The sequence below is a fragment of the Paenalcaligenes suwonensis genome (genome assembly GCF_011290505.1).
Taxonomy (GTDB): Bacteria; Pseudomonadota; Gammaproteobacteria; order Burkholderiales; family Burkholderiaceae_B; genus Paenalcaligenes; species Paenalcaligenes suwonensis.
Map to the genome: position 1 here is coordinate 299,386 of NZ_JAANPV010000004.1, position 14,491 is coordinate 313,876.

The 14,491-nt window shown below is 51.0% G+C and carries 11 protein-coding genes; 4 read left to right on the forward strand and 7 right to left on the reverse strand.

Annotated features, from left to right (window positions below; all coding sequences use genetic code 11):
• Positions 1–49: 49 nt before the first annotated feature.
• Positions 50–2,950, forward strand: a complete 2,901-nt coding sequence (locus GY634_RS08460; protein WP_166408095.1) for a putative bifunctional diguanylate cyclase/phosphodiesterase — start codon at positions 50–52, stop codon at positions 2,948–2,950.
• Positions 2,951–2,968: 18 nt separating this feature from the next.
• Here the strand turns inward: GY634_RS08460 and ccsB are convergent, their stop codons facing one another.
• The 3 genes from ccsB to GY634_RS08475 form a co-directional block, all read right to left on the reverse strand.
• Positions 2,969–4,330 (reverse strand): c-type cytochrome biogenesis protein CcsB, encoded by a 1,362-nt coding sequence (gene ccsB / locus GY634_RS08465; protein ID WP_166408096.1) that lies wholly within the window; start codon positions 4,328–4,330, stop codon positions 2,969–2,971.
• A 15-nt stretch (positions 4,331–4,345) separates the two neighbouring features.
• Positions 4,346–6,322: a cytochrome c biogenesis protein ResB gene (locus tag GY634_RS08470; protein ID WP_166408141.1), complete on the reverse strand. Its 1,977-nt coding sequence runs from the start codon at positions 6,320–6,322 to the stop codon at positions 4,346–4,348.
• A 251-nt stretch (positions 6,323–6,573) separates the two neighbouring features.
• Complete coding sequence (locus GY634_RS08475; protein ID WP_207625551.1) at positions 6,574–7,272, reverse strand: c-type cytochrome; 699 nt, start codon at positions 7,270–7,272, stop codon at positions 6,574–6,576.
• A gap of 179 nt (positions 7,273–7,451) precedes the next feature.
• Between GY634_RS08475 and yihA the strand changes: the two genes are divergently transcribed.
• From yihA to GY634_RS08490, 3 genes are all read left to right on the forward strand, one after another.
• Positions 7,452–8,075 (forward strand): ribosome biogenesis GTP-binding protein YihA/YsxC, encoded by a 624-nt coding sequence (yihA, locus tag GY634_RS08480; RefSeq protein WP_166408098.1) that lies wholly within the window; start codon positions 7,452–7,454, stop codon positions 8,073–8,075.
• Positions 8,072–9,091, forward strand: coding sequence for a porphobilinogen synthase (gene hemB / locus GY634_RS08485; RefSeq protein WP_166408099.1), 1,020 nt, complete (start codon positions 8,072–8,074; stop codon positions 9,089–9,091). The genes yihA and hemB overlap by 4 nt, the downstream gene beginning before the upstream one ends.
• 248 nt (positions 9,092–9,339) lie before the next feature.
• On the forward strand, positions 9,340–10,326 hold the full coding sequence (locus GY634_RS08490; protein ID WP_166408142.1) for a TRAP transporter substrate-binding protein: 987 nt from the start codon (positions 9,340–9,342) through the stop codon (positions 10,324–10,326).
• Between the two features lie 70 nt (positions 10,327–10,396).
• Here the strand turns inward: GY634_RS08490 and dsbD are convergent, their stop codons facing one another.
• The 4 genes from dsbD to GY634_RS08510 all read right to left on the reverse strand — a co-directional run bounded on the left by dsbD (position 10,397) and on the right by GY634_RS08510 (position 14,348).
• Positions 10,397–12,316, reverse strand: coding sequence for a protein-disulfide reductase DsbD (gene dsbD / locus GY634_RS08495; RefSeq protein WP_166408100.1), 1,920 nt, complete (start codon positions 12,314–12,316; stop codon positions 10,397–10,399).
• 13 nt (positions 12,317–12,329) lie between these two features.
• Entirely contained in the window at positions 12,330–12,710 is a 381-nt protein-coding gene (gene cutA, locus GY634_RS08500) for a divalent-cation tolerance protein CutA (protein ID WP_166408101.1), read from the reverse strand.
• Positions 12,711–12,833: 123 nt separating this feature from the next.
• Complete coding sequence (gene rplQ, locus GY634_RS08505; RefSeq protein ID WP_166408102.1) at positions 12,834–13,220, reverse strand: 50S ribosomal protein L17; 387 nt, start codon at positions 13,218–13,220, stop codon at positions 12,834–12,836.
• A 144-nt stretch (positions 13,221–13,364) separates the two neighbouring features.
• Complete coding sequence (locus GY634_RS08510) at positions 13,365–14,348, reverse strand: DNA-directed RNA polymerase subunit alpha (RefSeq protein WP_166408103.1); 984 nt, start codon at positions 14,346–14,348, stop codon at positions 13,365–13,367.
• Between the last annotated feature and the right edge of the window lie 143 nt (positions 14,349–14,491).

Below are 14,491 nucleotides of genomic sequence, written 5' to 3' on the forward strand. Positions count from 1 at the left end.
CACGACCGCTGATCCGTGTCTGTCGTGGTGATCAAGGCTGTCTAAATTCATGATGGATTCCACTATCACACGTAATGATCGTACACGGTCTGGCGTAAGCCAACGTATTACCGAAATACTTAGCATTTATGTGCTACCGCTGTTTATCTGCCTGCTCTCGCTGGCGGCTTTGTTGCAACTACCCGCACACTACCCCAGTGCTGCGGGTTTTTCGTTAAGCCTGCAAACGCTACCGGCCCCGGTGACGCCTTCTGCACCCTCAATCAACACCCAAACAGCCTTAGCACAACAACCTACTGAATCACGCCTTTCCACACACGATCCTTTTTGGTTGAAGTTTTCACTACCCGAAGACTTCAACAGCAACGAATACGACATACGCTTTGCCACGAGCCCCCTGCATAGCCTGTACTGCTACGGTACACAACCCGATCAAACAGACCTCACCGCCCTGCCTACCGTAGCCACACACGCCAGCCACGGCTATGCGCTACACACTACTAGCCTATCGGCGCTAGCAACGGTGTACTGTCATGTACTGCCTAGTGTGGCTGGTCCCTTTAGCGTACACAGTTGGACTACCACCGACTGGGCGCAGGCGAATCAGCGCCATACTCGCTATATTGCTTTGCTAGAAGGTGGGCTTCTCACCTTAGCCGCACTGCTGCTGGTCATCGCCCTGATTAATAAACACAGCCTCTATCTGCTGATTGCCGTCTGGCTAGTGGGTAACCTACGACTGGGCGCGATGGCCATGGGTTGGGACAACTTATGGCTAGGCCACGAATTACCCGCAGTCTGGCTACCCACCATACGGCAAGCCACACTCGCCGCCTATTTCGTGGTGAGCTATACCCTATTTACCCAACTGTTACGCACCGTTATACAGCCCTTGCCATTTACGTGGCTGCTACGTGCTCTGCAATGGGGTGGATTAGCCTTGCTACCCGCTGCGTTCCTGCTAGAACGTGCAGTGTTCATGCCTGCCATGTTGCTGCTAAGTGGCCTAGGGCTAGTCAGTTGTATTGTGATGGTATGCACCGCCATGATACGGGCCGAACACCCCACACCGTTATCACTGTGGCACATCATGCTGCTCAGCGCATCGTTGTGCGTGCTGGTCTTAATGCTACTCATGCTACTGGGGCTGTCTAGCAACTTCCTAGACACCTTCCAAAGCGTACTCGCCCTACCCTTATCTAGCCTGATGGTCGCGATCTTATTAGGCGAACGCCTACGTGAAGAGCACCATGCCAAAACCGTAGCCGAACAAGCCTTACTCGCTAACCACTGTATCAGCCCCTTTGCCATTTTCAGCGTAGACGAAAACGGCCAGTTCATCTATGCCAACAGTGTGTTCTATGACTTTTTAGGCTTAGCAGAAGACACCAACATTGACGACTACCACTGGGAACAATTTTTTGGCACCACTGACTGGGATAGCATCATACAAACCAGTCAAACAGGCGAAGAAACCGAGATCAGCCGCCTAGATGCAGCCTCACACCCTGGTCTGCCGCAGCAATTCGGGCTGCGAGCACTGCAGGCACAAGGGGTGATAGAAGGTTCGTTGCAAGACATCAGCAAACGCTCAGAAACCATACGCAAGCTGAAGCAGATGGCGAACCATGACCCTATTACTGATGTACTGAATAAACGCGGTATAGAAAAAGCCCTGTCGTTCTCGCTAGACAAAGTACGGGAAGGCAATAACTGTATCTTGGCGTATTTGGACCTTAACTACGTTAAACACGTCAACGACGCCTACGGTCATGCAGCGGGTGATGCCTTACTTAAAGAAGTCAGCCATCGCATTGAAACCACGCTGCATCCCGGCCAAGAACTAGGCCGACTGGGCAATGATGAGTTTTTGATTCTGTTTAACGACACCACCCCAGAACAAGCGCAAGCCACGGCCGAAAAAATCATCAAATCGCTAAACCAAGGCAGTATTTATGCGGGCAACCGCAGCTTCAACCTGCAAAGCGCCATTGGTTTAGTAGAGCTGTCTTCCGACACCCGTGCCGAAGATGCCTTGGCCGCTGCCAACCGCGCCTGCCGAGACGCACGCCGCACACAGTTACCATCCGTACTGTACAAACAAGGCTCCACCGAGCTGTACCAACACGCCGAAGAGCTACGGCTCTTTAAAGAGTTGGAAAATGGCGCATCAGGTGGGCTGTACCTAGAAATGCAGCCACTCATGGCGTTGCAGAACCCGCTTAATTCACTCAACGTAGAAGTGCTGCTACGTGTACGTGACTCACAAAATAACCTCATGCCATCGGGCAAGATTATTGCGGCAGCGGAAGAAAGCGGTACGGTTTCCATTATCGACAAGTGGGTATTTGCGGCCACCTTAGAGTGGCTAAACAAACACCACACGCAGCTACCACGCACACAACAAATCAATATCAACCTAAGCGGCGTTTCCTTAAATGATGACAAGTTCATTGATGAGCTCTTCACTATTCTGGAAAACTTCGACCACTTGGCTAACAGGCTGTGCGTAGAAATCACCGAGGGGGTTGCACTGCAAGACCTAGAGCGTACGCGCCTGTTTATGCAACGTTTGCAGCATAAAGGGGTACGCATTGCGCTGGATGACTTTGGTGCAGGCTACACCTCGTTCTCATACCTACAAGAACTGCCTACAGACGCCATTAAGATTGATGGTTCACTGATCCACAACATGCTGCTGAAGAACACCAATGTCGCCATTGTGCGCACCATTGTGGAACTGGCACGCAATCTGGGTATGGTCAGTATTGCCGAATGGGTAGAAGACGTAGACACCTTGCATATACTGCGCGACATAGGCGTAGATTATGTACAAGGTTTTGTGGTGTCTGGGGCCAGAGCGCCAACCGAGATATTGGCGGCCCGCGATATTCGAGACTTAGTGAAATCACCGGAAGTGCTGTCTTTCATAGACAAGCACTCCCGATAAGTGCTGGCGCTGTACTACTTACAATTCACCGTAAGAGTGCAGGCCAGACAAGAACATGTTCACGCCCAAGAAAGCGAAACTCGTAATCAGCAAACCGCCTAGCGCCCAGTACGCGCCAATAGTACCGCGCATGCCTTTCATCAAGCGCATGTGCAACCATGCCGCGTAGTTCAACCACACGATCAGTGCCCACGTTTCTTTAGGGTCCCACTGCCAGTATGTACCCCACGCATCCGCGGCCCACAACGCCCCCAAAATGGTGGCAATAGTAAAGAACGCAAAGCCAATGGCAATGGCGCGGTACATAATATCGTCCAGCACTTCCAAGTCAGGCAACTGACGTGAAATAGGACCACGTAGCGCCAAAATGGCCCCTACGATCAGTGCGCTAATGCCGAAGAACAGCATCCACGTAACGGAAAACTCGCTGCGTGAACCAAAAATCATGGGCTCTGCACAGAGCAACATGCCCAGCACAAACACAGGCCACAATTTGCTCCACGAACGTGTTTGACCATTTTCTTTGATCAAGTAAGCAAAGCCCACCATCGCCGCTAAGGCAAAAGTACCGTAACCAATAAAGTTAGCGGGTACGTGAATCTTCATCCACCAGCTTTTTAATGCAGGCACCAACGGTTGAATTTGGTGAGCATCACGGGCAAAGGAATACCACAGCAAGAAAATAACCGATGCGTTAATCACCATCAGCACAAAACCACCCAAGCTACGGGTCGCGTAACGACGCTCGTAATACAGGTAGAACAGCGCTGTGATTAAGGCAAACATCACAAACACTTCGTACAAGTTGCTAACGGGGATATGGCCTAAGCCAGGACCTAACAAGTGGCCTTCGCGCCAACGCACGAACATACCCACTGTACCGGCATACACACCTGCCCACGTTAGTGCAGTACCCAACCATGCTGCGGTTTTGCTCACATAGCCAATCCAGTAACACACCATGGCGATCATGAACAAGGCACACATCCACAAAATAGCGGATTGTGACGAGAACAGATAACGCAGCAAGAACACACTGTCTGCACGGCTTAGATCACCGCTCAGCAAACTGCCATCATTACTGTATAGCCAGATAGCCAAGATGGCTGTTAAACCGCTTAATACCGTCAAGGTGCGCAGCGGACGCCACAACCAACCCATCCATACCAACAGCGGCACAGCACCACAGAGAATGACCTTTTCGTAGCCATCCATAAAGTCGGTATAGGCGGTCAAACAGTAGGCCACGCCCAACGACAATACAATAAAGTACAGATAGTCACTTAGCTGCAAGCGACCACGCACACCACGGGAATCCCCGCTTGCTGCCATGGAAGCCTGCCACTGTTGTGACTGGGAAAGCATTGCTGACTCAGACATTTTTTAGACTCCTCTCTATGCGGACAAGCGCTGGAAGCTCTGTTTGAACTCGTCAAACTCGCGGTTGAAATCCAAATTGCGCCGTTGTGAGGTCATTGCAGCCTGCATAGAGCTGCCACCCTCTTGTGGTCGTATCCACACCCAAATACGTCGATCACGAACGTAGAACATCGTAAAGACACCAATCACCAAGAACAATGAGCCGGTATACACAATGTACATACCTGGACTGCGTGCTACTTGGAAAACACTAGCCTGCACATGGTCAAACGAACGTAAACCCAACATGACGGGGGCAGGATAATCGGGCAGATTGGCCAATGCTAATACAGCCAATTGCGTCCACTGCTGGGCACGCATGCCTTCATCGCCTTCATACACAATTGCTTTTTCGCCAGCACGTTCACGCAGAATATCACGTAACTCAATCAACGTAAGCTGAATCATTGGCACCGTAAACCCAAGAATTTTCTCGCGTTCTTCTTCGGGTACTCGGCCAATTAAGCCGTTAAAACCTTCACGGGCGAAACTCATTACCGCATTTTGTGCCGCCGTGTGCAGCAACGAGCCTGGGGTGGCGTCACCATTACGCTCAGCAAAGCGTAACGCCGCTTCACGCACCAAGGCGGGGTCTTCTAACGCTGCACGCAAACGCATAAACTCCTGCATTGCTAGCTGATCATCGGCTGGGATACGCACATAGCGAAAACCTACTTGCGGCGACACATTCATACCCGCCAGAAATACGGGGAAGCCATCTAGGATCACTGGAGCCATGTACTGGGTATATTCACGTGCCTGACCACTGTTATCGGTCAGCTTGTAATGAATGCTAGGCCCAACGTTTACCAAGTTGTCGTTACGCTTACCGGCAGCACTACCTGATACCGCAGCCACGTGCTCGGCTAATGCCTTGGGTTGTGGATCCCCTTCACGCAAATCTTCTACGTTAATGGTACGTAGTTCAGTGAAGTTCACACTGACTTCATTACCCGCGTCATCCACCACAAAACGGGTACTCTCGCCAATTTTCCCAGACACAGGGAAAGGACGGCTTTGTGTGCCATGCAGTGGATACGCCAGCAACTCTACGGTAGAACCACCATCATCAAAGCCAGATTGATACACCGTTACGCCTTTGTAGCGCAGGGGCTCGTTCACTTCGATGATGCGATCAAAACTGTCGCCGGTATCGGGGTCGGTAATGCGCACTTCGCTCTTAAAGCTACTTGGCATACCGGTAGAGTAGTACTCAATGAGAAAGCGTTTAAGCTCCAGCACAAAGGGCATAGGCTGCACCAATACGCCTTCGTCTACGTTCACCACAGCAGTGGCTGTGCGTACGCCTTCTGGTACCAACAGGTTCGCCCTAAAGCTAGGGTTGCCCGCTGGCAAACGCCCTTCGGGTGGAACCTCAGAGATCAAAATGTTTTCAGTAATGGGTTTTTTGCCGCCTAACCATACCTGCAATCGTGTGGGCAGCTCGCTATCCATCAGCCCACCAATACAGATCACCACAATTGCTGCGTGCGCAAAAATGTAACCTAAGCGATTAGAGCTGCCTTTTTTGGCGGCCAACATCACACTACCATCAGCATCTTTACGTACTTTGTACTGATAGCCTTTTACCTTCAACCACGCTTGCACATCGCTAGCGTTCTTTTCGGTGTCGGCATGGTTGCTCACTTCTACCTTATGTGGGAACGCCCGTAAGCTATTACCTCGCACATATTCTTTGAAGTTGCGGGCATCTTTGAGCATTTTTGGCGCATGACGGATCACACAGACGGTAGTAGACACTACCAAGAAACCCATAATGACCAAGAACCACCACGTGTTATAGATGGTCCAAATCGAGAACCTATCAAACACATCTACCCAAAATGGCCCGAACTGGTCCACATAGATATTCATGGCTTGGTTTTGCGCCAGCACAGTACCAATGATACTGGCCACACAGATGAACATGAGCAGGCTCACTGCAAAACGCATTGAACCCAATAGCTCGAACAGTTCAGCAGCGCCAAATTGACGTTTGGTAGTCACAACACTCTCAGGTAGAAACTAAACAGATAATTCAGGGGCTTATAAGTCTGGGCTATTAGAGTCCGTTTAAGACTAAAGGTTCCTGCCCAGACAACAAAAGCTCCCCAAGAGGGGAGCTTAGGTATCAACACCTCACCCTGTAAGGGTTACAGGATGCAACACTGAATATAGCAGTCGCTAAAAACAAGAGCTTTGCTCTAGCGCAAGCCAGCAGCGTAATCCGCTACAGCAGACAAATCGGCATCATTCATGCGATCAGCCAGCTCGTGCATCGCCGCTTCGTTATTGCGGTCACCACTGCGGAAAAGTTTCAGCTGTTCCAGCAAGTACGGTACGTGCTGACCAGCCAAACGTGGGTATTTACCGGGCAAACCTGCGCCGTTAGGCGAGTGACAGGCCGCACAAGCAGCTACGTTACGATCAGGCAAACCACCGCGCCAAATTTGTTGGCCACGCTCAAAGGTTTCTTCGTTGGTTGCACGAGCAGCCAACTCCCAATCTACTTTCTGCTGGGATACGTAGAAGGCCACATCACGCATTTCCTGCTCTGTCATGCCAGTCACAATACTGGTCATCACAGCAGGATTGCCGTTGGCGGCACGACGTAATGGGGGGGTATTATCTGCACCGGGGCGGAAATCATGCAGCTGTTTAACCACATACTCAAACGGCTGGGCAGCAATACTAGGGTACATTTCAATAACACTGTTACCCGCTGCGCCGTGACAGGTCACACAGGCAAGTACGCCACGTGACAGTTCACCATTCAAGTAGAGTTGCTCGCCCTTAGCTGCATCAGGTTTTGCAGCGGTATCTGCAGCATGCGCCAAAGAGAGAGTGGAACAGGCTGCCACAAGGCCGCTGGCAATAACGATTCTGGAAAGCACGCGCTTCAGCTTCATGTAGTCCTCGACGATCGCGATTTAGACACAAATACCGCAGTATTTGAAGTCACTGGTCGTCGTATACCGTATTATTTCTGCTGTAAGGGATCTGCACGGAACACGACGGTTACTGTTTCAAATCCCAAGATTATACAATAGAGCTTGGATTTAAACGGGAAATTGCCTTAATCATGTCAATCTTACATCGCGCCAGCTTCACTATCTCCGCCGCAAAGCTGGATCAACTCCCGCCCCCCGGCCCACCCGAGGTCTGTTTTGTTGGTCGCTCCAACTCTGGGAAATCGTCCTCCATCAATGTGCTGGCGAATCAAAAACGCTTGGCGTTTTCCAGTAAAACACCGGGTAGAACTCGCCTGATCAACATGTTTGGCATTCCTGACCCTCTAGAGCCCGAAGAGTCTCTAGGCTACCTCGTCGACTTGCCTGGCTACGGTTACGCCGCAGTAGGACGTCAAGAAAAACAAGACTGGGATGAAATGCTGGGCGGCTACTTGCGCCAACGCAGCTCGCTGGCTGGTGTTGTATTGATGCTGGATATACGTCGCGGCGTCACCCCGCTGGACCTGCAATTAGCACGCTGGATTGCCCCCACTGGCAAGCCATTACTGGTATTGCTCACCAAAGCGGATAAATTCGCGTATGGTAAACGTATACAAGCGGCTGCTGAAGCTCGCAAACAACTCGCTGCCATGGGGAACATTCAAGCTGTCCCCTTTTCGGCCACGCACCGTATTGGCATTGAGGAAGCTACCTTACTTATTGAAAACTGGATATCTCCAAAGGTTGTGCCATGACTCAATTTCTACCTCCCGTTAACTACCCCGTTAGCCGTCCCCGCCGTAACCGCCGCGATGACTTCACCCGCCGCCTTGTGCGCGAGAATGCATTAAGCGTAAATGACCTGATTTACCCGGTGTTCGTGCGCGAAGGCAACAACATACGCGAAGCTGTGGAGTCCATGCCCGGCGTATACCGCTACTCTCCAGACACTATTCTGAGCGTTGCGGAAGAGTGCGTAAAACTGGGTATTCCTGTGTTGTCGTTGTTCCCCGTGATCGAGGCAGACCTTAAAACACCGGATGGTAGCGAGGCCACCAACCCAGACGGTTTGATCCCACGCGTAGTGCGCAGTTTGAAAGAAAATTTCCCTGATCTGGGCATTCTGACTGACGTGGCGCTGGACCCTTACACCAGCCACGGCCAAGACGGCATTCTGGATGAAAACGGCTACGTATTAAACGACCCTACCGTCGAAGTATTGCGTGAACAAGCCCTGACCCAAGCCAATGCTGGTGTAGATATCGTTGCGCCTAGCGACATGATGGATGGTCGCGTTGGTGCGATTCGCCAAACGCTGGACGAACATGGCCATATAGACACCCGTATCATGGCTTACTCCGCCAAATACGCCAGCGCCTTTTACGGCCCATTCCGCGATGCCGTAGGCTCTGCCAGCAACCTAGGTAAGTCAGACAAAGCCAGCTACCAAATGGACCCCGCTAACCGCGACGAGGCCCTGCGCGAAGTGGCTGCAGACATCCACGAAGGTGCGGATATGGTCATGGTTAAGCCTGGTATGCCTTATTTGGACGTACTGTGTGACATCAAACAAGCCTTTGGTATGCCTACCTTTGCCTACCAAGTAAGCGGCGAATACGCCATGATTAAAGCCGCCGCTGCAAACGGTTGGCTGGATCACGACAAAGTCATGATGGAATCCCTGTTGGCGTTTAAACGCGCTGGTGGCGATGGCATTTTGACCTACTTCGCAATCGAAGCAGCCAAACTGCTACGACTGCAAAGCAAGTAAGCACCACACCCCCTACTGTTCAGTAGGGGGTTCTTTTTTCTGGCTGCCGCCTCATACTCTCAGCACACACAAAACACCGTCTTAAAGACGTTTTCGTGATAAACGAAATTAGCAAAAATACAACGACGTTAATGGATAATTAAGCACCGATTCGTTAAATAACAATTCATTCCGCCAAAACCATTCAGTACAGTGAACTTCAAAGGCTGATATTCCAATCATAATTATTCCTGGAGACAACTATGCCTATGAAGAAAGCCCTCGCCGCCGCATGGGTGGCAACCCTCTGCATCAGTAGCACTGTACTCGCTGACCCCTTAGTCATTAAATTCAGCCATGTAGTCTCACCCGACACACCAAAAGGCAAAGGGGCAGACAAATTTAAAGAACTGGCCGAACAATACACCGATGGCAAAGTAGTCGTAGAGGTGTACCCAAACTCACAACTGTATAAAGACAAAGAAGAGCTAGAAGCTCTGCAGCTAGGGGCTGTACAGATGTTGGCACCGTCCCTCGCTAAATTTGGCCCTTTAGGCGTACGTGCTTTCGAGGTATTTGATCTGCCATTCATCTTCGAAGACAAAGACGACTTAAATCGGGTCACGCAAGGCCAAGTCGGGCAAGATCTGCTAGCCATGCTAGAACCTAAAGGCATTAAAGGGCTAGCCTACTGGGATAATGGCTTCAAAATCATGAGCGCTAACTCCCCTTTACACTCGCCTGACGACTTTCTAGGCCTAAAGATGCGTATACAGTCATCTAAGGTGTTGGAAGCGCAAATGCAGGCCCTAGAAGCCATTCCACAAGTGATGGCCTTCTCGGAGTCCTACCAAGCGCTACAAACCGGTGTGGTCGATGGCACCGAGAACACGCCCTCTAATCTCTACACCCAGAAAATGCATGAAGTGCAAAAACACGCCACCTTATCCAATCATGGCTATATAGGGTATGCCGTCATCGTTAACAAGAAGTTTTGGGATGCCCTAGACCCTAGCCTGCGTGAGCCCTTGGAAAGAGCCATGGCCGACGCAACACTCTACGCTAATGATATTTCCCAACGTGAAAACGACGAGGCATTAGACGCCATACGTGCTGCGGGACAAACCACCTTGTACGAACTAAGCCCAGATGAGCGGCGCGAATGGGTTGCTGCGCTGCGCCCAGTCCATGAGCAAATGGCCTCGCGTATAGGCCCAGAAGTTATTGAGTCTATTTACCAAACCCTACAACACTAAATCGCTGCCTCAACAGCAAACAGGCCATGCTAGTGCATGGCCTGTTCACTACTGTTCATACAAGCAACGGTTAATTTGCCGAGTTCAGCACCCGTAAAAACTTATCTGCTGGCATAAAGCCAACCACACGCGCATCGTGCAGTTCACGACCTTGGGCATCAAACAAAATAATCCCAGGCGGGCCAAACAAATTAAAGCGTTTAAGCAAAGCACGGTGCTCTGGCGTGTTCGCCGTCACATCGGCCTGCAACAGCAGCATAGAGTTCATTTTGGCGGCAACAGCCGGATCACTGAAGGTGAATTTTTCCATCTCTATGCACGACACACACCAGTCAGCGTAGAAATCCAGCATGACTGTTCTGCCGCCACTATTGGCCAGCTTTTCTTCCAGCTCAGCAATGGTTTCGACTTTCTGGAATGTAGGTGCCGTCACCGCACTGCCCACCCCCATCACGCTACCACTACCTTGCCAATGCTTTAGCGGCTCCATCACGCTGCGCCCACCGCTGGCCACGCTGACCAAAATGAAGATTGCCCAACACATAGACAACCAACCCAGCGCTTTTAAGAATAATTTTCCTGCAGAAGTACCCGCTTCGTGAGAGCGTCCTACACCTAGCAGCAAACCCAGCCACGCTGCCAGCACGGCCCACCCCAACATGAACCACACCGTAGGCAGCACAGAGGTCAACATCCACAGCGCCGTAGCGATCAACAGCCAGCCAAAGATCTGCTTTACCGTGTTCATCCACGCGCCTGCTTTAGGCATCAGCACACCCGACGTTGCACCCACCAGTAGCAAGAGCACACCCGATCCCCACGCCATGGCAAACAGTGCCATCGCACCAATCGCGATGTTGCCAGTCTGTGAAATGAACAGCAGCACTCCCGCCAGAGGCGCCGCCACGCAGGGGCCTACAATCAGCGCCGAGAGCATCCCCATCAAGAACACGCCACTATAACGTCCACCCGGAATGCGGCTTAGCACCCCTTGCAAACGTGATTGCATGCCCGACGGTACTTGCAACTGATACACGTCAAACATAGACAGAGCCAGCACAAATAGCAGCACCGCAAAGGTACTTAGAATCCATGGATTCTGCAGCCACACCGCTAAACTCGCGCCTAGCAAACCTGCGACTACACCCAATGCGGTGTACACCACGGACACGCCCAACACGTAAATCGCCGCTAAACCCAAACCACGCTTACGTGAAACACTTTTGATCGGAGCCCCCTGCCCAGCGATAATGCCCAGCAAAATAGGCACCATAGGCAGCACACACGGCGTAAAGGAAAGCAGCATACCCAGCCCAAAGGCCAGCAGCATAATTTGCCACCACGACGCGTCTAACAAGTACGCCGCTAAACCCGTATCCGACAAATCCAACAAACTGTTGGCCGATGATGAAGCAGATGCCGCCTTTTCCAGTGCCGCATCCGCCAACACCACCTCGGTTAAGGGTGCAGGCACACTATTTACTACGCCCTCACCACTTAGCTTGTAACCATCATTGGTGGCCGTAAGCGTTAACTCATGTGTGCTGGGTGAATAACACAGGCCGGCATCCGCACAGCCTTGGCTAGTAATTTCCACCTGCAACGGCAACATGGAGCCTTCGTTAATCGGCACACGAAGCGTGACTTCGCGGCGATAAATAGCCATGTCTTTTTCAAAGGTGGGGTCGTAGACGATGGCGGCAGGCGGGTACGCCACCTCACCCAACCAGTCACTGCTAGGCATAGCTTCGAATACGAAGCGATCCCTATACATGTAGTATTCAGGGGCGATAACAAAGTGAATATCCAGCTCAGTAGGACTGTGCATGGCCGCACTAAACTGAAAGGCATCTTCAGGGTCTAGGTACTCCTCTTCTGCTCGCGCAGGCTGCATCATCAATGCCCAACCTACTACCAGCAATAATAACCACCCTACTACAGCACTTAAGCTGCTGCGCTCATCCGTTGTCTTCGCCGCTACACACTGCATGTGTCACTCTCAATTATGATTTCTTCAACACAGGAGGTGCTGCTGTTTCATCTTGAACCCACTTGATGTAACTGCCTAGCCCCGCCACTACTGGTACCACAATCACTTCGGGTATCTCGTAAGGGTGTAGGGAAACAAGACGTTGAATCAATGCCTCTACGCGGCGAGCCGTTGTTTTAAACTGCAACGGCACCTCGGTCTCCCCCTGTAGCTCACCCTGCCACATATACATAGACAGCGAAGCAGCGCCAAGGTTCGCACAGGCGACTAAACCTTCTTCAACCACATAGTGAGCAATACGTTTTGCCAGCAATTCGTCAGGTGCATTACTAAGCACCAACACCACCGCATCAGGGCTAAGCGAAGACAAAGCATCGCACGTCAATACAGTCATTCCACCACCTACCGAAGTCTTATCAAACAGTTTTACGTATAGTACCTGTTGAATCAGTCTATTTCAGACATAAAAAAACGGACCTAAATATAGGTCCGTTTCTTCTAATACTGGCGAGCCGTATTATTCTGCAGCAGCTTCTTCAGCTACTTCTGGACGGTCAACCAATTCCATGAAAGCCATGGGAGCGTTATCGCCTTGGCGGAAGCCCATTTTCAGGATACGTGTGTAGCCGCCGTTACGAGCTTGGAAGCGTGGGCCCAAGTCGTTGAACAGTTTGGTCACAGCGTCGCGATCGCGCAGACGTGCAAAAGCCAAACGACGGTTAGCAACGCTGTCTTCTTTAGCCAAAGTGATCAGAGGCTCGATTACACGACGCAGCTCTTTAGCTTTAGGCAAAGTTGTTTTGATTGCTTCGTGAGTAATCAAAGATACGGACATGTTGCGGAACATAGCCAAACGGTGGCTGCTGGTACGATTCAGCTTACGTAAACCATGACGATGACGCATGATATTTCTTCCTAAAAAATAAATCTTAAATCAGATGAAAGGATTTCATCTGCGTTGGCTCTTCTATCGGTATTGCTGCGGGCCAACTGATACATGGGACTTTAGCACGTTTTTATACGCCGCTAAAGCCCCAGTTACAACTATTTATGGACGCTCTAGCCCCAGAGGAGGCCAGTTTTCCAGTTTCATACCCAAGGTCAAACCACGGGAAGCCAACACTTCTTTGATTTCGTTCAAAGATTTGCGGCCCAGGTTTGGTGTCTTGAGCAGTTCGTTTTCCGTACGCTGGATCAGATCGCCGATGTAGTAAATATTTTCGGCTTTCAGGCAGTTTGCGGAACGAACAGTCAATTCCAGATCGTCCACAGGACGCAACAATACTGGATCGATTGGAGGTGTAGCGCGTTCTGGTGTTTCTTGTGCTTCTTCGGCACCTTCCAACGCAGCAAACACAGAGATCTGATCCATCAGGATGCGAGCAGCCTGACGTACAGCTTCTTCTGGGTTCAACACGCCGTTGGTTTCAATGTCCAGAACCAATTTGTCCAAGTCAGTACGCTGTTCCACACGTGCGCTTTCAACTGCATAGCTAACACGGCGAACTGGGCTGTAAGACGCGTCCAACACAATACGACCAATCGTATGTTGACGATCATCAGACAACGCACGCACGTTACCAGGAACGTAGCCACGGCCTTCTTCCACGCGAATAGTCATTTCCAACTTACCGTCGTCGGTCAGGTTGGCGATAACGTGATCGGGGTTCAGGATTTCCACGTCGTGTGGCAAATCGATGTCGCTGGCCAAAACTTGGCCCAGACCGGATTTGCTCAGCGTCAGTGTCACTTCTTCGCGACCGTGCAGTTTGAACACAATACCTTTCAGGTTCAGCATGATGTCTACGACATCTTCTTGTACGCCTGGCAGTGTGGAGTATTCATGTACCACGCCAGTGATTTGCACTTCTGTAGGTGCAAAACCAGTCATGGAGGACAACAGGATGCGACGCAGTGCGTTACCCAGAGTGTGACCGTAGCCGCGCTCGAAAGGTTCCATAATCACGCGAGCGTGATTTTTGCTGACTGCTTCAACTTCAATGGAACGAGGCTTCAAAAAAGCTTGAGACATGTAGATTCCTTTTCAATACCCTCGGCTCGTTACACCGATAAGGCTGATGGAAAACGCCGGAAATTCCAGCTCTAAAAACCAGAGACACCCATTACCGGTAAAAACCAATAATGGGTGCTTGAATCAGATACGTGAAGTAGCTG

Excerpts from the sequence above, each read along its gene's own strand:
- GY634_RS08460 (WP_166408095.1), top strand. The coding sequence starts at position 50 with ATGATGGATTCCACTATCACACGTAATGATCGTACACGGTCTGGCGTA.
- ccsB (WP_166408096.1), bottom strand. The coding sequence starts at position 4,330 with ATGTCTGAGTCAGCAATGCTTTCCCAGTCACAACAGTGGCAGGCTTCC.
- GY634_RS08470 (WP_166408141.1), bottom strand. The coding sequence starts at position 6,322 with ATGCGTTTTGCAGTGAGCCTGCTCATGTTCATCTGTGTGGCCAGTATC.
- yihA (WP_166408098.1), top strand. The coding sequence starts at position 7,452 with ATGTCAATCTTACATCGCGCCAGCTTCACTATCTCCGCCGCAAAGCTG.
- hemB (WP_166408099.1), top strand. The coding sequence starts at position 8,072 with ATGACTCAATTTCTACCTCCCGTTAACTACCCCGTTAGCCGTCCCCGC.
- GY634_RS08490 (WP_166408142.1), top strand. The coding sequence starts at position 9,340 with ATGAAGAAAGCCCTCGCCGCCGCATGGGTGGCAACCCTCTGCATCAGT.
- dsbD (WP_166408100.1), bottom strand. The coding sequence starts at position 12,316 with ATGCAGTGTGTAGCGGCGAAGACAACGGATGAGCGCAGCAGCTTAAGT.
- cutA (WP_166408101.1), bottom strand. The coding sequence starts at position 12,710 with ATGACTGTATTGACGTGCGATGCTTTGTCTTCGCTTAGCCCTGATGCG.
- rplQ (WP_166408102.1), bottom strand. The coding sequence starts at position 13,220 with ATGCGTCATCGTCATGGTTTACGTAAGCTGAATCGTACCAGCAGCCAC.
- GY634_RS08510 (WP_166408103.1), bottom strand. The coding sequence starts at position 14,348 with ATGTCTCAAGCTTTTTTGAAGCCTCGTTCCATTGAAGTTGAAGCAGTC.